The organism is Streptomyces argenteolus (assembly GCF_042902585.1).
Taxonomy (GTDB): Bacteria; Actinomycetota; Actinomycetes; order Streptomycetales; family Streptomycetaceae; genus Streptomyces; species Streptomyces argenteolus.
The window spans coordinates 292,353-310,997 of the sequence record NZ_JBIBEG010000003.1 but is presented as its reverse complement, the minus strand read 5'-3'; the positions used below and the strand labels follow the sequence as shown (position 1 = coordinate 310,997).

The following is an 18,645-nucleotide window of genomic DNA, read 5'->3' as shown; positions in this document are numbered from 1 at the left end:
GCCCGGCAGAAGGGGAAGAGGGAGGGGCGAGTCACCCCGGCTGTTCCGCCGGGGTGACAGGCCGTCCGGCCGCGGTGTCGACCAGGAAACCGCCGGACTGGTGGTGCCAGAGCTTGGCGTACGCGCCCTCCGTGAGCAGCAGTTCCTGGTGCGTGCCCTGCTCGGCTATGCGGCCCTTGTTGAGGACGATGAGACGGTCCATGGCCGCCACCGTGCTCAGTCGGTGGGCGGCGACCAGGGCCGTCCTGCCCTCCATCAGCTGCCACAGTGCCTGCTGGACGAGGGTCTCGCTCTCCGAGTCCAGTGCGCTGGTCGCCTCGTCCAGCAGCAGGATCGGCGCGTCGCGCAGGATGGCCCTGGCGAGGGCGACGCGCTGGCGCTGACCGCCCGACAGCTTGACGCCCCGCTCACCGACCATGGTGCCGAAGCCGGCGGGGAGCTGGTCGGCGAACTCGGTGACGTGGGCGGCGTCGGCGGCAGCCCGGATCTCGGCCTCGGTGGCGTCCGGCCTGGCGAAGAGGATGTTCTCCCGCAGGGTGCGGTGGAACATGGCCGGTTCCTGGGGGACGTACGCGATGAGGCTCCGCAGGTCGGACTGGGTCAGCCGGCTGATGTCCTGCCCGCCGATCAGGATGCGGCCCGACCGCACGTCGGCCATCCGCAACAGCAGCCTGGTCAGCGTGGTCTTGCCGCCGCCGGAGCGGCCGACGAGACCGATCCTCGAACCGCTCGGGACTTCCAGGTCGAGTCCGTCGAAGATCGGTTCGCCGCCGTCGTGCGCGAAGGTCACCCGCTCGAAGCGGACATCCGCCGTCTTCGTGCGGAGGGGCTCCGGCACCAGCGGGTCGACCACGGTGGGCGGCGCGAGGAGCAGTTCGGTGAACTGCGCGGCCTCCGTCATCGAGCTCTCGAGACGGCGGTAGATCTGGTTGAACTCGAACATGATCCGGGTCGAACCGGTGTAGTAGGTGAACGCCACCACGATCGCCTCCACGCTGCCGCCTCCCGCGCCGAACGCGACGGCCAGGAGCAGGCCCAGGCCGTTGGTCAGCACCGACATCGGCGCCACGAAGGTGTCGATGCGGAGGTTGCCGTAGTCCCATGAGCGCAGGGTCAGCCGCCGGGACTCGGCGACCCGGGCCCTGTGCTCGGCGGCTTCGCGTTCCTCCGCGGCGAAGGCGCGGACGGTGTCCATGTTCATCAGTGTGTCGGAGACATGGCCGGAGACCCGGGCGATCGCCTCCTCGCGCCGGTTGACCAACTGCTGACGGCGGCGGATGAGAGGGGCGGCGCACACGGCGGTCAGCGCGATCATGGTGAGGAGACCGGCCACCAGCAAGGGGTCGTAGGTCCAGAGGATCACCGTGCCGAACAACAGCGGGGCCAGGCTCCCCACGACGTTGAACGTGAGCGTGTCGACGAACTCCTCGAATCGGGAGGCGAAACTCAGCACGCGCTTGGTCAGCGAACCGGCGAAGTTGTCCTGGAAGAAGGCCGCGTCCTTGGCGAACAGGGCGTCCATACCGGTGACGTAGAGGTGCTCGATGCCGAGCGCGTCGACGCGGTTGAGGCAGTGCAGGCCGATGCGCCACAGCGCCTCCGCCAGAAGCAGGACACCGGCGAAGACTGCGATGTAGGGGAGCGCCTCCCGGACGCCGATGCCGCCGCCGTCCGCGATCCTTCCGACGAGCTTGGCGACGACCAGTGGTGCGAGGTAGGTGATGCCGATGTTGCCGAGGGCCGGGAGCATGAGCGCCGGAACCGAAAGCCGGGGTAAGCGGGACAACTCCCTGAGGTAGTGACGAAGCGCGATCCGCACCGGGCCGTTGCCCGCTCCGGTGCCGTGAGACTGCTGCGATCCCATGCCGACCTCATGTCGTTGCGCGGGCAGTTGCTCCGGACTCCGCCGCGGTGGGGTCTGCGGGAGGGCAGCACCGTACCGGCGGAGCGCTCACCGTGCGTCCGCGGCAAGAGATCCGGGAGAGGGAAGTCTTCCGTGGCCGGGCAGGCGGAGTCCAAGCGTTTTCGCGGGTACGGGCAGCACACCGGTGCGTTTCGGCCGGTCCCTCCACGCGCCCTCGCACCACGGGGTGCGTGCGTACGGCCGTCGCGGGACGGGCGCCTACGTCCGCCAGGCCGGCGCGGCGCGTGGGGGCGAGCACGCACCGCCTTCGGAACGACCGAGAGGGACGCGCGGCTGCGAGAGCGGGAGCCCGCCGTGCGGGGCCCTTGCTGCGGCGGGGGCGCCCACGTGGCGATCTGCGGGCGGAAGCGCGGCTGCGGTGACCGGCGGGAGGGGTGCGGGGGGCCGCGGGGTGCAGGCGCGAGCCGGTGGTGTCCCGGCACGGGTGTGGGCCTGCGGTGACCAGCGGAGGGGTGCGGGGGCGGGGCTGTGGCGTCCCCGGGTGCGGCGCGAGCCGGTGGTATCCCGGCGACGGGTGCGAGAGGGCCTGCGGTGATCCGGAGGGCGGACGCAGGAGAGCGCACCGCGACAGCCCGGGGGAGGCGCGGAAGCGCACGCTCCGGCGTGCGGTCAGGCGCGCCGGCCGCTACCCGAACAGGTCCTCCTCCTCGGGGATCACATGCATCGCCGCCTCCTCCGCGGAGGCGGCCGCGCCGTCGATGCCGACGTCCTGGGCGGTGAGCGTGGAGGGCACGTGGCCGTCGCCGCCCTGAGTGAGCCGACCGGCGCGGTCGGTGCCCACCTCCGTGTCGTAGGGCTCCCCGTCACCACCCGCGAGGTCGCCGATCCAGTCGTCGGCTGCCCCCGGTGTCTCGGGTACTTCCCGGGTCAGGCGGCTGTCGAGGGATTCGCCCGTGTGCTGCTCCGACGCGGTGGTCCCCTCGTCGTCGACGGCCCACGGGCGGTCGGGCGGGGAGTACCCCTCCTCCAGGACGTCCGTGACCCCGGACGTGTCCAGGGTGTCCTCCACATCCAGCAGGTCGGCGGGGTCGGAGGCCTCCGGCTCCTGGGGCTGGTAGACGTCGTCCCCCCGGTCGCTCTCCCTGTCGGTCATGGCGAGTCCCTTCCTCCGGGTCCCCTCTACGTCATTCCACTCCGGTCCGGCGAGGGGCGCAACGGATAAGGAGCCCCAGGCGCGTATGACGTTGATTCAGATGACAATGAAAACGATTATCGCTAGCGTGTGTGCGGGCGGTCCGGAACCTTCGAAGCGCGTGACTTCTGGCCTGCCCGCGTTCCCGACGTGCCGTGAAGAAGGGGGAGTTCATGAGTCATCTGCTGGTGGTCGAGAGCTGGGTGGGGTCGATGAGCAGACTGCTGCCACGGGCGCTGGGGGAGGCGGGGCACCACTTCACCTTTCTGACCCGCGACCTGGGTCACTACCTGAAGGCGGCGCCCGAAGGGGCGGAGCACCCCCTGCTCACCGCCCGTAACGTCGTCACGGCGCCCACCAACGACGGCGGCCTGCTGATTCCGCAGGTGGAGAGTTTGCATGCGGCCCTCCGCTTCGACGGAGTGGTCACCTCCTGTGACTACTACCTGCCGACGGCCGCCCGGATCGCCGCCCGCCTCGGGCTGCCGGGCCCCTCGCCCGAGGCCATGGAGAACGCCTGCCGCAAGGACGCGACCCGCTCCGTCCTCGCCGCAGCCGGCGTCCCCGGCCCCCGCTTCGCCGTCTGTACGGACGCGGCGGACGCCGTCCTCGCCGCAGCCGACCTCGGCTACCCGCTGGTGGTGAAGCCGGTGGACCTCTGCGCCGGCATGTTCGTACGCCGGGTGGACGACGAGGTGCAGCTGGCCGAGGCCTGTCATGCCCTGGCGGCCTTCCCGTACAACGCGAGGGGGCAGCGGCGCACCCCGCACATCCTGCTGGAGGAGTTCCTCCAGGGGCCCGAGGTGAGCGTCGAGACCGTGACCTCCCGAGGCGTCGCCCACGTCGTGGGGGTGACGGACAAGAGCATCGGCGGGGCTCCGGCCTTCGTCGAGACCGGGCACATGTTCCCGGCCGCGCTCGACCCCGAGGCGCTCGCCGCGGTGACCGCCACCGCGCTGGACGCGGGGGCCGCGCTCGGGCTGGACGACGTCGTGGCGCACACCGAGATCAAGCTGACGGGGGACGGCCCCCGGGTCGTGGAGGTCAATCCCCGGCCCGCCGGCAATCGCATCACCGAGCTGATCCGGCATGTCACCGGGATCGACCTCGCCGCCGTCTGCGTCGACGTGGCCCTCGGGCGGGAGCCCGATCTCCGGCGGCGCGACACCGGACTGCGCAGTGCGGCCATCGGCTTCCTAGTGCCCGAGGCCGCCGGAACGCTCGCGTCCTTCGACGGTGAAACCGACGTGGAGGGCGGTGACGGGGTCCTGGAGGCCCAGTTCGCCGAGGCCGGCCGCAGGGTCGAAGCGGCGGACAGCAACAACGCCTACCTCGGGCACATCATGGCGGGCGACACCACCGGACTCGGCGCCAGGCAACGCGTCGAGACGCTGCTCGCGGGAGTGCGCCCCCGGCTGGTGCGCTCATGACGGCGACCTCGCGCACTCCGGCCCCCTGTTTCGACACGCTCCTCGACCAGGTCCTGCGGGGCGAACTCGGTCCGGCCCCGGCCACCCGCCGCATCGACGTCGCCTTCACCACCTCCCAGGCCGTACGGCACGAGGGACGGCGTGGCGGCTACCGTAACGAGGTCCTCAGCCTGCGCCTCGGCCGCAGCGTCGGTTCCTGTGCGGTCGAGCCCGGCGCCCTGCCCGCCGGCACGGTCGAGGACTGTGCGGGTGCGGAGCTGGCCACGCTGCTCGCCCACCCGCTGCTGCCGGTGCGCGTCGCGGCGCTGGACGCCTGCCTGATGGACCTTCTGCCGCACGGCCCCACTCAGGGAGCCCGGCCGGTGGACCTCCCCGCCGGCACCTCGCTGGAGCGCTCCCGGGCGCGCGCCACCGCGGTGGCCGACCTGCTCGACGTGCCGCCCGGCGCGACGGTGCTGGTCGTCGGGGTCGTCAACTCACTCCTCGCAGAGCTCCGTTCACGTGGACTGCGCGCGATCCCCTGCGACCTGAAGGGAGGCAGCACCGAGTGGGGCGAGCCCATCGCCACCGACGCCCTTGCGGAGATCGCCCGCTGTGACGCGGTGCTGGCCTCCGGCATGACGCTCGGCAACGGCACCTTCGAGCCCCTGCGCCGGAGCGCGCTGGCCCACGGAAAGTCGCTGGTCATGTTCGCGCAGACCGGGAGCGCCGTCCTGCCACGCTTCCTGGGCGCGGGAGTGGCGGCGGTGTGCGCCGAGCCCTACCCCTTCTTCTGGCTCGACGGCGGACCCGGAACCGTCCATCACTACCGGGCCGGCGACGGAGGCACCTCATGACCACGCTGTCCCTGCCCGCCCTCGCCCCCAACCGCGAGCTGCTGTCCCTCATCGGCCGCACCCCGCTCGCCAGGATCACCACCGGACTGCCCCTGCGGCACCCGGGCTTCTGGGCCAAGCTCGAAGGGCACGCCGTCGGCGGCATGAAGGCCCGCGCCGCGGTGTCCATGCTCCTCGGCGCCGAGGAGCGCGGCGAACTGCTGCCCGGGGCCCCGGTCGTGGAGTCCACCTCCGGCACCCTCGGCATAGGGCTCGCCTTCGCCGGACAGGCGCTCGGTCACCCCGTCGTGCTGGTCGGCGACAGCGAACTGGAGCCGTCCATGCGCCAGTTGCTCAGGTCGTACGGAGCGCGGCTCGAAATCGTCGACCGCCCGGCAGCGCACGGCGGATGGCAGGGGGCGCGCCTCCAGAGGCTGCACGACCTGCTCGGCCGGCTCCCCGGAGCCTACTGGCCCGACCAGTACAACAACCCGGACAACACCGCCGGTTACGCCTCCCTCGCGGCCGAGCTCGCCACCCAGCTCGATCACCTCGACATCCTCGTCTGCAGCGTCGGGACCGGCGGACACAGCGCCGGAATCGCCGGGCCGCTGCGCAGGCACTGGCCCAGGCTGCGCCTCATCGCCGTCGACTCCACCGGATCCACCATCTTCGGGCAGTCCGCGGCGCCCCGGCTGATGCGCGGCCTGGGCAGCAGCATCCACCCGCGCAACGTCGCCTACGAGGCCTTCGACGAGGTCCACTGGATCGGGCCGGCCGAGGCGGCGGACGCCTGCCGGCGCCTCGCACGGGGCAACTTCGTCAGCGGCGGCTGGAGCACCGGGGCCGTCGCCCGCGTCGCCGCATGGGCCGCCGGCGCCCACCCCGGACAGGCCGTCGCGACCGTCTTCCCCGACGGCCCCCACCGCTACCTCGGCACCGTGTACGACGACGACTTCATGGCCGCCCACCACCTGGACCCCGGCCTCACCGCCGACCGCCCCGTCGACGTACCCCATCCGCGTGCCGCACCGCCCGGAGGGTGGGCCAGGTGCACCACCGTCACCGACCCCCTGGCCGAGGACCTGGAGAGGCAGCCGTGAAACTCACCCGGACCACCGTCCGCCTCGTCCTGGCCGAGCCGCTGCGCATCTCGCGTTCGACCATGACTGCCCGCGACGCCGTCCGCCTGACCGTCGAGCACGAAGGGCTCAGCGGCCACGGCGAAGCCGTCACCAGCGTCTTCTACGGCCTGGACACACCCACCCTGCTCCGCCTGGCCACCCGCACCGCCGACTCGCTCACCCGGTTCGCGGGCCCGGAGACCGCGCTGCACGCCCTGCGGGCCGGTGAACTCACCGCGCCGGACACCCCGGCCGCGATGACCGCCGCGACCGAGGCCGCACTCCTTGACCTGGTGGGCAAGCGCACCGCCACCGCCGTCCACCGCTTCCTCGGCTCCCCGGTGGCGCCGAGGGCCGCCACCGCCCGCACCATCTCCCTGATGTCCCCGGGCCGGGCGGCCACCCAGGCACGCGCGCTGGCCGAGGCGGGCTTCTCCCTGATCAAGATCAAGGCCGGCGATCCGGACCCCGAGACGGACCTCGACCGGGTACGCGCCGTCCGGGCCGCCGCCCCGGGCGTGCGGCTCCTCCTCGACCCCAACGGGGCCTGGACGGCCGGCCAGGCACGCAGGCTGCTGCCCCGGTTCGCCGAACTCGGCGTCGAGGCCGTGGAACAGCCGATCGCCCCGGGTGACCCGGAGGCCCTCGCCCGCCTCGCCGCCCGCTCGCCCCTTCCTGTCATCGCCGACGAGGACGCGGTCACCTACGAGGACGCGCGACGGCTCGCCGGACGCGTCCACGGAATCAACGTCAAGCTCGCCAAGTGCGGAGGTGTCCACGCGGCCCTGCGCATCGCGACCCTGATCGAGGGCAGCGGCACGGACCTGATGCTCGGCTGCCTGACCGCCAGCACCCTGGGCATCGCCCCCGCGGTCCACATCGCCGACCGCGCCCGCTGGGCCGACCTCGACGGGCACCTCCTGCTGGCCCACGACCCGTGGACCGGCATCGGCGGCTCGGACGGATTCGTCACGGCGAGCGGGCAGCCGGGTCTCGGCGCACGACCGCGCGCCGACGCGGGGTCCCGGTCCTCCGCCGAGGCCGCGTCCCGCGCTGAGACGGTGGCCCGCGCCGACGCCGGGAGCAGCAGCCGGGCCGGGTCCCGTCCCGGAGCCGCGTCCTGGAGCGAGGCCCCATGAGGATCGTGCGCGACCTGCGCGGCTTCCCCCTCGCCATCCGCCTGCTGCTGGTGAACCAACTCGGTGTCAACACCGGGTTCTACCTGCTCATCCCCTACCTCGCCACCCACCTCGGCGACGACCTGGGCATGTCGGCGGCCGTCGTCGGCGTCGTCCTCGGCGTACGCAATCTCAGTCAGCAGGGCCTGTTCCTCATAGGCGGCTCCGCCGCGGACCGGCTCGGCGCGCGCGGAGTCATCATCGCCGGATGCGGGATACGCACCGCCGGCTTCGCCCTCTTCGCGCTGGGGGACGGGCTGCCCGTCCTGCTCGCGGCGTCCGTGCTCAGCGGCGTCGCCGGCGCTCTCTTCAACCCCGCCGTCCGCACCTACCTCGCCCAGGAGGCCGGAGACCGCAAGGCCGAGGCCTTCGCCCTCTTCAACGTCTTCGCGACCACAGGTGCCCTCATCGGCCCCCTGCTGGGCAGCCTCCTGCTGCTCGTCGACTTCCGGGCCTCCGCGCTCACCGCAGCCGGGATCTTCGCGCTGCTCACCGTCGCCCAGGCACTGGTGCTCCCCGCCCGGAAGGTGCCACCGGCCACGGGCAGCGTCGCCGCGGACTGGCGCGAAGCCGTCGGAAACCGCGCGTTCCTCGCCTTCGCCCTGGTCATGGTCGGGATGTTCACCCTGGAGAACCAGCTCTATCTGCTGTTGCCCGCCGGAGCGCGGCAGGCCACCGGCTGGGACGGCGCCGCCGGGCTCGTCTTCCTCACGGGAACGATCGCCGGGATCGCCCTCCAGCTGCGGATCACCCGCGCGCTGCAAGCACGGGGCACCCGAGGGCGCTGGATCGCCACCGGGCTCGTGCTGATGGGGCTCGCCTTCGTACCCCCGATGCTCGTGGCCGGTACGGACACACCGCCGGACGGCACCCTGGACGCCGCCCTGCGCGTCCTGCCCGTGCTGACCGGGGCCCTCCTGCTCCACCTCGGCGTCATGACCGCGCAGCCCTTCGTCATGGAGCTGATACCCGGCTTCGGGCGGCAGGCCCTGACGGGCACGTACTTCGGGATCTTCTACGCCGTCTCCGGGGTCGCGGCGGCGCTCGGAAACGCCGCGATCGGCTGGGCCATGGACGCCGCCCAGCGGCACGGGACGCACGGCGGCGCGGCCGAACTCCTGCCGTGGGTCTGCTGCCTGGCGATCGGACTGGCCTCGGCCGGGGGAGTGGCCCGGCTCCAGCGCAGGGGGACTCTCCCGCGGGAACAGGCCGAACCGGTGGCGGTGGCGGCATGAACCAGCACAAGGGAAACCTCCTCACCGACCACCCCGAGCTGTACGAGGCGCGATTCCCCGACCCCGAACGGCTCGCGGGACGCTGGGCGGAGGACTGCCTGCGCCGTCACGGAGCAGGCCCGGCCGTCCTGGACCTCGGCTGCGGGACCGGCCGTGACGCGGCGTACCTCCACCGTGCCGGGCGCCGCGTCACGGCCGCCGATCTCTCCGCCACCATGCTCGCCCATGCCCGCCTCCACCACCCGGGACCCGTCCACGTACAGGCTGATCTCAGCCGGTTCGACTTCGGGCGAGGTGCCTTCGACGCGGTCGTGTGCCTGGACAGCTCATTGCTCTACTGCCACACCAACGAACAACTGGACGGCTTCCTGACCTCCTGCCGCCGCACTCTCGTGCCCGGAGGGCTGCTGATCGCCGAGATGCGCAACGGCGCCTACTTCCTCGGGCGCGCCGAACCTCCCGCCACACCCGGCACCGCCCTCTTCACCTGGGAGGGCACCACCTACCGCTCGACCACCACCCTGTACCTGGACCGGGCCGCGCAGCTCCTGCGCCGCACCCGTCGATGGACCGCCGACGACGGGACCCCACCCGTGGAGGAGCGGTCCGCCTGGCGGCTGCTCCTGCCCCAGGAGCTGCGCCACTTCCTCACGGTCCACGGCTTCGAGGTCCTCGCCCTGCACGACGGCCCGGGGCCACGCACCGAACCCGTCTGGCGGCCGGGCGCCGAGCCCGGCTCCGCAGCGGACGGAGACCGGCTCCACCTCGTCGCGAGGAAGACGACGGCCCTCGCATCCGTCCACCCACCCGTAGGAGAACGACCATGACCGCACCCCACGACAGACACGAACGCTTCCCCGCCCTGCGCAGGCGCGGCTTCCTCGCCGCCGCCGGAGGAGCGGCCGGAGCCGGAGCGCTCGCCCTCGCCGGCTGCTCCGGGCCCGGCACGTCTCAGGACCCGGAGGGCAAGGCGGGCGGCACCCCCCGTCGCGGCGGACGGCTGCGCGCCGCCTTCGCCGGAGGCGGCGCCGCGGAAACCCTCGACCCGCACCTGGGCAACCTCTTCGTCGACGCCGCCCGGGGCAAGGCTCTCTTCGACAAGCTCGCCGACTACGCCGCCGACCTGTCCGCCGAGCCGCGCCTGGCCGAGGCCTGGGAGCCGAACGCGAGCCTCGACCGCTGGAGGATCACCCTGCGCCGGGCGGACTTCCACGACGGGAAGCCACTGACCGCGGCCGACGTCCTGTACAGCTACCGGCGCATCGCCGACCCCGCCAAGGCCTACCGCGCCCGCGCCTCCCTGGAACCCATCGACCTGAAGGCCAGCCGGGCCACGGGGGAGCGCACCCTCGAATTCGTGCTGAAGCGCCCCACCGCCGAATTCCCCAACGTCATGGCGGCGTTCGGCACCTGCATCGTCCAGGACGGCGCCACCTCGTTCGACCGTGCACCGGTGGGCACGGGGCCCTTCGAGTTCGTCTCCTTCACCCCCGGCCGCTCCACCGTCCTGCGGCGCAACGACGCCTACTGGGACGGGGCCCCGCATCTCGACGAGCTCGAATTCATCGTGGCCAACGAGGAGTCCGCCCGGGTCAACGCCCTCCTCGGCGGCCAGATCGCGTACGCTCACGAACTCACCCCCGCCACCGGACGCGCGCACGAGAAGGCCGGGGCGATCGGGATCGTCCGGCTGCGCAACAGCGCCATGCAGGCCTTCGCCATGAAGACCGACCGTCCGCCCTTCGACGACCCCCGGGTCCGTGAGGCGTTCTTCCACATCGCCGACCGTGCGGAACTGGTCGACGGCGCCCTGTCCGGCGCGGGTGAGACCGGCAACGACCTCTTCGGCAAGGGGTACGAGTACTACGCCGACGATCTGCCCCAGCGCGAGCAGGACCTCGACCGGGCCCGTCACCTGCTGAAGCGGGCCGGCGCGGAGGGGCTGAAAGTCACCCTCGACACCTCCGCCGTCGCCGCCGGGTTCACCGAGGCCGCCGGGATCTTCCGGGACCAGGCGGCACGCGCCGGAGTCACCGTCGACGTGCGCATGGGCAGCAAGGACTCCTACTGGAAGGACATCCTCGACTCCGGCACCCTGTGCTGCTACCGCTCGGGCGCCATGCCCATCGAGTCGCACATCTCCCAGCGGCTGCTCACCGGATCCACCACCAACGCCACCCAATGGCACGACAAGGCCTTCGACGCCCTCTACCAGCAGGCCCAGTCCACCGAGGACAAGGCCGGGCGCGCCGCGCTCTACGGCCGGATGCAACGGAAGCTGCACGCCGAAGGAGGCTTCCTCGTCTGGGGGTTCGGCGACTGGATCCTCGGCACCGCGCCCTCCCTCCACGGCGTCGCGCGTGAGGCGCCCGCCAACACCCTCGACTGGGCGCGCTTCGACAAGGTCTGGCTGGCGTGAACGGACTGCGTTCCTGGATCGCCCGGCGGCTGATCCTCGGCCTCCTGCAGACGGCCGCCGTCGTGCTGCTGGTCTTCGCGCTCACCGAAGCACTGCCGGGTGACGCCGCCGTGGCCTTCGCCGGCGACCAGCCCGACCCGGAACGCATCGCGGCCGTCCGCGAGGCGATGGGACTCGACCGGCCCGCCCACGAGCGCCTGGCCGAGTGGGTCACGGGACTGCTCCACGGCGACTTCGGCACCTCGCTCACCTCCGGGCGGCCCGTCTCCGGCTTCCTCGCGGACGGCTTCGGCCCCACGCTGCTGCTCGCCACCCTCACCGTGCTGCTCCTGGTGCCCCTGGGCGTCGGCCTCGGTGTCCTCGCCGCCCGGCACGAGGGGCGGCTCCCCGACCGGCTGATCAGCTCGGCCACCCTGGGCGTCTACGCGGTGCCCGAATTCGCCCTCGGAGTCCTGCTGGTGAGTGTCTTCGGGCTGCGGCTCGGCTGGCTCCCGCCGACCGCCGTGGGCTACGGGGACGGCCTGCTCGCCCATCCGGCCGTGCTCGTCCTGCCCGTCCTGGTCCTGCTCGCCCGGCCCGTCTGCTCACTGGCACGGCTGGTCAGGGCGGGCATGATCGAAGCGCTCGCCGCCCCTTACACCGCCCAGGCCCGGCGGTACGGACTCCCCGGCACCCGCATCCGCTACGGCCACGCCCTGCCCAACGCCCTCGCCCCCGCCACCCAGCAGCTGGCACGCACCATCGACTGGCTGCTGTGCGGTGTCATCGTCGTGGAGGCCCTGTTCGTGATCCCCGGCCTCGGCACGGTCCTCATGAACGCGGTGGCCGACCGCGACATCCCCGTCGTGCAGGGGCTCGCCGTGGTGTTCGGCCTCGCCACCGTCGTACTCAACCTCGGCGCCGACCTCGTCACCCACCGGCTCGCGCCACGCTCGGAGGTGGCGGCGTGAACCGTCTGCGCAGATACGGCCCCGGGGCGGCCGTCGTCGCCCTTCCCCTCGGCCTCGCCCTGGCGGGACCGTTCCTGGCGGGTGAGGCCCCGGCCCGAGCCGCCTCCTTCACCCTCGGCGAGGGCTACCGGCTCGGCACGGACTTCGTCGGCCGTGACGTCGTCCACCAGGTGCTGCTCGGGGGCAGGCCCGTGGTTCTTGTCGCGCTCGCCGCGACGCTTCTCGCGTATCTCGTCGCCCTGCCCGTCGGTCTGGCCTGCGCGCTCACCCACCGCAGGTGGCTGGAGGAACTGCTGATGCGCCCCCTGGACGTCCTGCTGGCCGTTCCCTCGCTGCTCATGATGCTCCTCGTCGCCGCGGTCTTCCCGCCCGGCGCGACCGGGCTCGTGCTGCTGGTCGCGTTCGTCTCCGTCCCCGACGCGGCCCGGATCGTGCGCGCGGCGGCGGCCGGGGCGGCGTCCAGCCCGGCCGTGGAGGCACTGCGTATGCAAGGGGAGAGCTGGTGGCGCCTCGCCGTCGGTCATGTCGGCCGGTCCATCGCGCGGACCCTGGCGGCCGACGCGGGCATCCGCCTGACCGGCGTGCTCTACCTGGTGGCCACCGCGGCCTTCCTGGGCATCGGGGTCGCCCCCGACGCCTCCGACTGGGCGGTGATGGTCGACCGCAACCGCACCGGTCTGCTCCTCCAGCCCTGGGCCGTCGTCGTACCCGCCCTGCTCATCATCGCCCTGACCATGGGCAGCAACCTGCTGGTCGACGCCGCCATGGAGAACCGCACCCCGCTCCGGAAGGGCCGCCGCCCATGAACCACGAACCAGTGCTCGCCGCCGTCACCGGCCTGACGGTCGAGGTAGGCGGGCACGTGCTCGTCGACGGGGTCTCCCTGCGGATCCTGCCCGGCACCGTCACGGCGCTGGTCGGCGCGTCCGGCAGCGGCAAGACGACGACCGGCCTCGCCCTGCTCGGCGAATATCCCGCCGGTGCCACGGTCACCGGCGAGGTGCGCGTGCCCGGGGCCCCGGTCGGGTACGTTCCCCAGCACCCCGCGGCCGTACTCAACCCCGCCCGGCGCACCGGAGCTCTCCTGTACGACCTGGCACGTCAGCAGGTCCGTGAGCTGCCCCGACGCGAGCGGCGCGCCGCCGCCGCGGAGCGCGTCACCCGGGCACTCGCCGACGCCCAACTCGACGACGGGGACGCGCTGGCGCGCCGCTTTCCGCACCAGCTCTCCGGAGGCCAGCAGCAGCGTGCGGTCCTGGCGCAGGCGCTGCTGCTCGGCGCCCGTGTCGTCGTCGCCGACGAACCCACCACCGGCCAGGACGCGCTGACCAAGCGGCGCGTGGTCGGCGAACTGGCGGCGCTGGCCGCCCGGGGCATCGCCGTAGTGCTGCTCAGCCACGACCTGGACGTCGTACGCGAACTCGCCGACGAGGTCCTCGTCATGCGCGCCGGCTGTGTGGTGGAGCAGGGCGCGGCCCGTGCCGTCCTGGACGCCCCCACCCATCCGTGGACCAAGGAACTCCTCGCCGAACCGAGGAGCATCCCGTACGCGGACCCCGGACGTGCGGGCGCGGAGGTGCTGACCGTCGGCGGACTGGTGGCCCGGCACCGGAACGGCGGCGCCCGCGAGCCCGTCCTGCGCGTGGACCGGCTCGCCCTGCGAGGCGGCGAGTGCCTTGCCGTCCTCGGGCGCTCGGGCAGCGGCAAGACCACCCTCGCCCGCTGCCTCGCGGGACTTCACCGCGATCACTCGGGGGAGATCCTGCTGGGCGGCACGGCCCTTCCGCGCAGCCTGCGCGAGCGCAGCAGGGAACAGCTCGCCGCCGTGCAGTACGTTTTCCAGGACGCCCGTGCCGCCTTCGACGAGCACCGGCCGGTCCTGGACCAGGTGGCCCGCACCGCGACGCGACTGCGGGGTACGCCCACCAGGGAGGCCGCCCGGGAGGCGCGGCAGATCCTCGGCGACCTGGGCCTGGACGGGAGTCTCGTCCGCAGGCCGCCCGCCGGGCTGTCCGGCGGTGAACTCCAGCGGGCGGCCCTCGCACGGGCGCTCCTCGCCCGGCCCCGGGTGCTGATCTGCGACGAGATCACCTCCGGGCTCGACCCGGTGACACGGCGCTCCCTGCTGGACCTGCTCGCCGCACTGATCCGGCGGAGCGAGGGGCTGAGCCTCGTCCTGATCACCCATGACATCGACACCGCGGCACCGGCGACGCGTGTGGCGGTGCTGGACGGCGGCCGGGTCGTCGAGGAGGGGCCGAGGGACCAGGTCCTGACCGCGCCCCAGCACCCCTTCACGGCCGAGCTGATCGATGCGTCACGGGGACGGGGAGCCCCTGCCGGTCCCTGAGGCGCAGGGCTCACGGTGCGGAGGCGGTCCGGCCCCTCGGCGCCGTGCCCGGGCCCGGTGGCAGGCGCCGCCGGCCTCACGCCGCCGGCGCGGCCCGTTTCACGTCTCCGGTCGCCTGCGGTCCCACCGGTCGCCTGCGGTCCCATCGGGCGCCTGCGGTCTCACTCCGGCCACGGCGAATCGAGGACGGTGCGTACGAAGTCCCCCCGCTCGAAACCGGGCACGTAGTGCTGGAGCACATCGGCCTTGACGTTGCCGAAGGTCGTCTCCGGCTTCGGCCGGACGCCCTCCGTGAACGCGGCGAGGATCCGCCGCTTGAAGTCCGGCCGTGGGTGGAGGGCCACGATCGCGGCGCGGTCGGCATCGGAGACGTCCTCGTAGCCGATGCCGAGCACGTCGTACTCCACACCGGCCGTCACCAGCGCCACCTCGGGTTCCATGAACGCCGGGATGCCCGGGGTGGTGTGCAGGGCGATCGCCGTCCAGACCCGCCGCACGCCGTCCTCCGGCACCCCGTGGGAGCGGAGGAAGCGACGCGCCTCGTCCGCACTGTCCACCTCGAACCGTCGTCCGCTGGAGCGGAAGCGCTCGCCGAGCCCCAGATCGTGGAACATGGCACCGATGTACAGCAGTTCCGGGTCGAAGGAGAGAGCGCGCCGGCGGCCCTGGAGGGCGCCGAAGAGGTAGACCCGGCGCGAGTGGTGGTAGACGAGTTCGCTGGTGGTGTCGCGTACCAGCTCGGTCGCCTCGACGGCGAGCCTCGTGTCAGGAACGCGTACGTCCGCTACCGGGGACGGGCCGGATGCCATGGCATCACCGGGCTCTCTGTGCGACGGGTCGGGTGGGCAGTGCCAGGATCCGCGCTCCCGGGAGCCGTCGCGTGCCCGACAGGCCGACAGGTCGCCCGACTGATTCACCTCGCGGATACGTGGATCGGGGGCGTACAGGTGTTGGCCCGCGAGGGCCGCAGGCTGCGAGGCTGACTTCGGACCGGACGTCGAGACAGGGAGTGGTGCACGGGATGAGGACGTACGCGACGAAGACCGGGGCGGTGACGGGGCGGCCGGCCGAACGCGATCCCGCGATCGTCGTGCTGCGTGGAATTCCCTACGCCGCACCGCCGTTCGGCCCGGGGAGATTCCGCGCCCCGCGGCCCGCCGCGCCCTGGGACGGAGTCCGGGACTGCGCCGCCTTCGGGCCCGTCGCCCCGCAGTCCGCGCAGTTGCCGGGGGCGCCGTCCTGGTCTCCCGGAGACGAGGACGTGCTCAGCCTCAACATCTGGACGCCCGGAGGCGGCGGCGACGCGCTCCCCGTGCTGGTCTGGATCCACGGTGGCGCGTACGTCTTCGGCTCCTCCGCCCAGCCGGACTTCGACGGAACCGCCCTGGCCGGCCACGGGCTGGTGGTCGTCACGCTCAACTACCGTCTGGGTTTCGAGGGGTTCGGCCATGTTCCTCCCGCCGGGAGCGGTGACGTCCCCCCGGACAACCGGGGCCTCCTGGACCAGATCGCCGCACTCGCGTGGGTGCGGGACAACATCGCCGCTTTCGGCGGTGACGCCGACCGGGTCACCGTGGCCGGGCAGTCCTCCGGAGCGACCTCGGTCGCCTGTCTCATGGTGATGGACGAGGCGCGCGGCCTCTTCCGGCGGGCCGTCGCCCACAGCGCCGTCAACGCCTGCGCCTCGCCGGGGTCGGCCGCACGGACCACGGCGGAGGTGGCGGCGGAGGCCGGGGTGTCCGCCACGTACGAAGGGCTCGTGTCCGCCTCCCCGAAGAGGCTGGTCGATGCCTCCGACCGGGTGGCGGAGAGCTACCGGCGCGATCCCGGATCAGGACAGCGCCACTACGATCCGGCCATCTACGGGCCGGTGGCAGGAGGGCCCACGCTGCCCCTCGACCCCCTCACGGCGTGCGCCCAAGGAGCCGCCCGCGATGTCGAGCTGATGGTCTGTCACACGGCGGAGGAGTACTGGCTGCTGGATGCCGTGGGCAGCTGCGCCACGCTCCTCGATGCCGGGCGACTCGACCGGTTCGCCGCCGACTTCCAGCTGCCCACCGCCCTGATGGATGCCTATCGCGCACGCATGCCCCGGGCCTCCGTACAGGAGTTGTTCCTGGCCGTGTACGGAGACCTGCTGTTCGGCGAATACAGCAGCCGACTGGCCGAGGTGCATGCGCGGGCGGGTGGCCGGACCCGCCTCGCCCGCTTCGTCCGGCAGCGCGACGGGCGGGGGCAGCCCGTCAGGGCCTGGCACTGCGCGGACATCCCGTTCGCCTTCGGCACCGTGGACGACGAGAACGTCCACTTCCTCATCGGCGGCCCCCCGGGCGAGGCCGACCGTGCACTCGCGTCCCGGATGACGCGCGCATGGGCGGACTTCGCGGCCACCGGTGACCCCGGGTGGCCGCGGCTCACCCCGGAGGGCGGTCCCGTGCGGATCTGGGACACCGCGACGGAGCTGCCCGCCGGGCGGGAGGACGCCTTCCGGGCTCCGTGGCGTGAGGCGGGGCTTCCCCTCCTCGCCCCGTGAGTTCCCGCCGTCGCAGGCCGACGCGTGAACGCGTCATTGGCATGGACCTGCCCTTCGAACTGGTCTACAGTCCGTAACGGCACTCTGAGAGCGCTCTCAGACGGCTCTCGGCTGCTTCCTGTTCCACCTCCACGATGCTGGAACAACACGAAGGGGCACTCCCTTGAGACATACGACGATGGTGCGGACCGGTCTCTCCGCACTGCTCATCATCGGCACCTGGGCGACCGCCGGACTCACCCAGGCCTCCGCGGCGGACGCGCCCTCCTCCGCCGCCCCCCAGGCCTCCGCGGGCCTGATCACGGCCATGCAGCGGGACCTCGGGCTGACCGAGGACCAGGCGGTCGCCAGAATCACCGCGGAAAAGGCCGCGACCGCGCTGGAGGGCAAGGCGCGCAGCGCCGCCGGGGCGGCGTACGGCGGCTCCTGGTTCGACGCGGACAGCGGCAAGCTGACGGTGGCGGTGACAAACCAGGCCTCGGCCCGTGCCGTCCGTGCCACCGGCGCGCGGACGAGCCTCGTCCGTCATACGGCCCGTCAGCTCGACGCGGTGAAGGACACGCTGGACACGCTCTCCGCCCCCAGCGGGGTCAGCAGCTGGCACGTCGACCCCCGAACGAGCAGCGTGGTGGTGAACGTCGTCGCCTCGAAGCAGCGTGACAACGATGTCCGCGCGTTCGTCGCCAAGGCGCGCGAAGCCGGTCCCGTCACCGTGAAGCAGACCGCCGGCGCCCCGCAGACCTTCGCCGCCGGCACGGTCGGTGGCGACCCGTACTACACCGGCAACGTCAGGTGCTCCATAGGCTTCTCGGTGCACGGCGGCTTCGTCACCGCCGGGCACTGCGGACAGGCCGGGGGAGCGGTGAGGGGCTGGGACGGCTCGGCCATCGGCAACTTCCAGGGCTCGTCCTTCCCCGAGAACGACTACGCGTGGGTCAACGTCGGCAGCGGCTGGTGGACCGTCCCGGTCGTCCTGGGCTGGGGCACCGTCTCCGACCAGCTGGTACGCGGATCCAACGAGGCCCCGATCGGTGCCTCCATCTGCCGTTCCGGTTCCACCACCCACTGGCACTGCGGCAACGTGCTGGCCAAGAACGAGACCGTGAACTACAGCCAGGGCGCCGTACGTCAGATGACCAAGACCAGCGTGTGCGCCCAACCCGGCGACTCCGGCGGCTCGTTCATCAGCGGGGACCAGGCGCAGGGCGTCACCTCCGGCGGCTGGGGCAACTGCAGCAGTGGCGGGGAGACCTGGCACCAGCCCGTCAACGAGATCCTCAACCGGTACGGGCTGACGCTGCACACCGCCTGATCCGGCGCTTCTCCCACCGCTCCACCCGCGCTTCGTGCCCCTCGCACCCGGCGGCTCACCGCCGGGTGCGAGGGGCACCGCCGGGTGCCGGTGGCCCGTTGGGCCCTCCGCGCCCGGCGGAACATGACCGGTCTGCTGCGGCAGCGGGGTGGCCCTGTGCCGGAGCGGAACCTTGTCGTTTCCGGCCGACGCCAGGGCCCGCTGCGGCGCCCACCTCCGAGGCCGGAGGCACCAGGTGCCGAT

At 72.9% G+C, this 18,645-nt stretch carries 15 protein-coding genes; 12 read left to right on the top strand and 3 right to left on the bottom strand.

Annotated elements, in window-relative coordinates:
- Positions 1–31: 31 nt before the first annotated feature.
- Both ACFY8O_RS13935 and ACFY8O_RS13930 read right to left on the bottom strand, forming a co-directional pair.
- Positions 32–1,864: an ABC transporter ATP-binding protein gene (locus tag ACFY8O_RS13935; RefSeq protein ID WP_387901678.1), complete on the bottom strand. Its 1,833-nt coding sequence runs from the start codon at positions 1,862–1,864 to the stop codon at positions 32–34.
- 685 nt (positions 1,865–2,549) lie between these two features.
- Positions 2,550–3,017, bottom strand: coding sequence for a DUF5709 domain-containing protein (locus ACFY8O_RS13930; RefSeq protein ID WP_145805346.1), 468 nt, complete (start codon positions 3,015–3,017; stop codon positions 2,550–2,552).
- Positions 3,018–3,229: 212 nt separating this feature from the next.
- Between ACFY8O_RS13930 and ACFY8O_RS13925 the strand changes: the two genes are divergently transcribed.
- From ACFY8O_RS13925 to ACFY8O_RS13880, 10 genes are read left to right on the top strand one after another with little or no spacing between them, the layout of a single operon-like run.
- Positions 3,230–4,486 carry an ATP-grasp domain-containing protein gene (locus ACFY8O_RS13925; protein ID WP_387901675.1) on the top strand — a complete coding sequence of 419 codons (1,257 nt, stop codon included), beginning with the start codon at positions 3,230–3,232 and terminating at the stop codon, positions 4,484–4,486.
- Positions 4,483–5,322, top strand: coding sequence for a Rossmann-like domain-containing protein (locus ACFY8O_RS13920; protein WP_387901673.1), 840 nt, complete (start codon positions 4,483–4,485; stop codon positions 5,320–5,322). Before ACFY8O_RS13925 ends, ACFY8O_RS13920 begins: the two co-directional genes overlap by 4 nt.
- Entirely contained in the window at positions 5,319–6,404 is a 1,086-nt protein-coding gene (locus ACFY8O_RS13915) for a PLP-dependent cysteine synthase family protein (RefSeq protein WP_145805343.1), read from the top strand. Before ACFY8O_RS13920 ends, ACFY8O_RS13915 begins: the two co-directional genes overlap by 4 nt.
- Positions 6,401–7,564, top strand: a complete 1,164-nt coding sequence (locus tag ACFY8O_RS13910; RefSeq protein WP_387901669.1) for a dipeptide epimerase — start codon at positions 6,401–6,403, stop codon at positions 7,562–7,564. The genes ACFY8O_RS13915 and ACFY8O_RS13910 overlap by 4 nt, the downstream gene beginning before the upstream one ends.
- The gene (locus tag ACFY8O_RS13905; protein WP_387901666.1) at positions 7,561–8,838 is read left to right on the top strand and encodes an MFS transporter; all 1,278 of its coding nucleotides are present in this window, start codon (positions 7,561–7,563) and stop codon (positions 8,836–8,838) included. Before ACFY8O_RS13910 ends, ACFY8O_RS13905 begins: the two co-directional genes overlap by 4 nt.
- Positions 8,835–9,665: a class I SAM-dependent methyltransferase gene (locus tag ACFY8O_RS13900; protein WP_387901664.1), complete on the top strand. Its 831-nt coding sequence runs from the start codon at positions 8,835–8,837 to the stop codon at positions 9,663–9,665. Before ACFY8O_RS13905 ends, ACFY8O_RS13900 begins: the two co-directional genes overlap by 4 nt.
- Positions 9,662–11,257 carry an ABC transporter substrate-binding protein gene (locus ACFY8O_RS13895; protein WP_387901662.1) on the top strand — a complete coding sequence of 532 codons (1,596 nt, stop codon included), beginning with the start codon at positions 9,662–9,664 and terminating at the stop codon, positions 11,255–11,257. The genes ACFY8O_RS13900 and ACFY8O_RS13895 overlap by 4 nt, the downstream gene beginning before the upstream one ends.
- Positions 11,254–12,207, top strand: a complete 954-nt coding sequence (locus tag ACFY8O_RS13890; protein ID WP_387901659.1) for an ABC transporter permease — start codon at positions 11,254–11,256, stop codon at positions 12,205–12,207. Before ACFY8O_RS13895 ends, ACFY8O_RS13890 begins: the two co-directional genes overlap by 4 nt.
- Entirely contained in the window at positions 12,204–13,013 is an 810-nt protein-coding gene (locus tag ACFY8O_RS13885; protein ID WP_387901656.1) for an ABC transporter permease, read from the top strand. Before ACFY8O_RS13890 ends, ACFY8O_RS13885 begins: the two co-directional genes overlap by 4 nt.
- Positions 13,010–14,557, top strand: a complete 1,548-nt coding sequence (locus ACFY8O_RS13880; RefSeq protein WP_387901654.1) for an ABC transporter ATP-binding protein — start codon at positions 13,010–13,012, stop codon at positions 14,555–14,557. The genes ACFY8O_RS13885 and ACFY8O_RS13880 overlap by 4 nt, the downstream gene beginning before the upstream one ends.
- A 161-nt stretch (positions 14,558–14,718) precedes the next feature.
- Here the strand turns inward: ACFY8O_RS13880 and ACFY8O_RS13875 are convergent, their stop codons facing one another.
- Positions 14,719–15,366 carry an HD domain-containing protein gene (locus ACFY8O_RS13875; RefSeq protein WP_387901651.1) on the bottom strand — a complete coding sequence of 216 codons (648 nt, stop codon included), beginning with the start codon at positions 15,364–15,366 and terminating at the stop codon, positions 14,719–14,721.
- 212 nt (positions 15,367–15,578) lie between these two features.
- Between ACFY8O_RS13875 and ACFY8O_RS13870 the strand changes: the two genes are divergently transcribed.
- Positions 15,579–17,090 (top strand): carboxylesterase/lipase family protein, encoded by a 1,512-nt coding sequence (locus ACFY8O_RS13870; RefSeq protein ID WP_387901648.1) that lies wholly within the window; start codon positions 15,579–15,581, stop codon positions 17,088–17,090.
- A gap of 178 nt (positions 17,091–17,268) precedes the next feature.
- Positions 17,269–18,402, top strand: a complete 1,134-nt coding sequence (locus ACFY8O_RS13865; RefSeq protein WP_387902539.1) for a S1 family peptidase — start codon at positions 17,269–17,271, stop codon at positions 18,400–18,402.
- The last annotated feature ends 243 nt before the right edge of the window (positions 18,403–18,645 follow it).

Bases quoted from the DNA above. Each gene is read 5' to 3' on its own strand.
- ACFY8O_RS13935 (WP_387901678.1), bottom strand. From the start codon at position 1,864: ATGGGATCGCAGCAGTCTCACGGCACCGGAGCGGGCAACGGCCCGGTG.
- ACFY8O_RS13930 (WP_145805346.1), bottom strand. From the start codon at position 3,017: ATGACCGACAGGGAGAGCGACCGGGGGGACGACGTCTACCAGCCCCAG.
- ACFY8O_RS13925 (WP_387901675.1), top strand. From the start codon at position 3,230: ATGAGTCATCTGCTGGTGGTCGAGAGCTGGGTGGGGTCGATGAGCAGA.
- ACFY8O_RS13920 (WP_387901673.1), top strand. From the start codon at position 4,483: ATGACGGCGACCTCGCGCACTCCGGCCCCCTGTTTCGACACGCTCCTC.
- ACFY8O_RS13915 (WP_145805343.1), top strand. From the start codon at position 5,319: ATGACCACGCTGTCCCTGCCCGCCCTCGCCCCCAACCGCGAGCTGCTG.
- ACFY8O_RS13905 (WP_387901666.1), top strand. From the start codon at position 7,561: ATGAGGATCGTGCGCGACCTGCGCGGCTTCCCCCTCGCCATCCGCCTG.
- ACFY8O_RS13900 (WP_387901664.1), top strand. From the start codon at position 8,835: ATGAACCAGCACAAGGGAAACCTCCTCACCGACCACCCCGAGCTGTAC.
- ACFY8O_RS13895 (WP_387901662.1), top strand. From the start codon at position 9,662: ATGACCGCACCCCACGACAGACACGAACGCTTCCCCGCCCTGCGCAGG.
- ACFY8O_RS13880 (WP_387901654.1), top strand. From the start codon at position 13,010: ATGAACCACGAACCAGTGCTCGCCGCCGTCACCGGCCTGACGGTCGAG.
- ACFY8O_RS13875 (WP_387901651.1), bottom strand. From the start codon at position 15,366: ATGGCATCCGGCCCGTCCCCGGTAGCGGACGTACGCGTTCCTGACACG.
- ACFY8O_RS13870 (WP_387901648.1), top strand. From the start codon at position 15,579: ATGAGGACGTACGCGACGAAGACCGGGGCGGTGACGGGGCGGCCGGCC.
- ACFY8O_RS13865 (WP_387902539.1), top strand. From the start codon at position 17,269: ATGGTGCGGACCGGTCTCTCCGCACTGCTCATCATCGGCACCTGGGCG.